Consider the following 413-nt stretch of genomic DNA (forward strand, 5'->3'; position numbering starts at 1 on the left):
GGCCCCGGCTCACGCCCCCGGCGCGGGTGGTCGCGAGCGCCCGCACCCGGTCCGGCGCGGGCCAGTCGGGCAGGAGGGGCTCGAGCGAATCGTCCGTCATGGCGAGCGCCGCAGCCTCTCCAGCAAGGCCGCCATGTCGGCGGGAAGCGGCGACTCCAGCTCCAGCTCGCGGCCGCCGGCCGGGTGGGGGACGACCAGCCGGGCGGCGTGGAGGGCCTGCCGGGGGAAAGCGGCGAGGAGGGGCGCGGCGGGGCCCTTGGGCGTTCCCCGGTACACGGGATCCCCCACCAGGGGATGGCCGATGGAATGGAGATGGACCCGGATCTGATGGGTGCGGCCGGTTTCCAGGCGGCACAGGACCAGGGTGCATCCGGGAAGCCGCTCCAGGGCCTGGACGTGGGTGAGGGCGGGCT

The 413-nt window shown here is 76.0% G+C and carries 1 protein-coding gene; it reads right to left on the bottom strand.

The features are described from left to right. Nucleotides 1–96 precede the first annotated feature (96 nt). Nucleotides 97–413, bottom strand: a 317-nt coding sequence (locus tag ACTFO6_RS17785; RefSeq protein ID WP_439935751.1) for an RluA family pseudouridine synthase, incomplete at its 5' end; no start/stop codon positions are given.

This window comes from Pelomicrobium sp. G1, from assembly GCF_051905455.1.
Lineage (GTDB): Bacteria > Pseudomonadota > Gammaproteobacteria > Burkholderiales > UBA6910 > Pelomicrobium.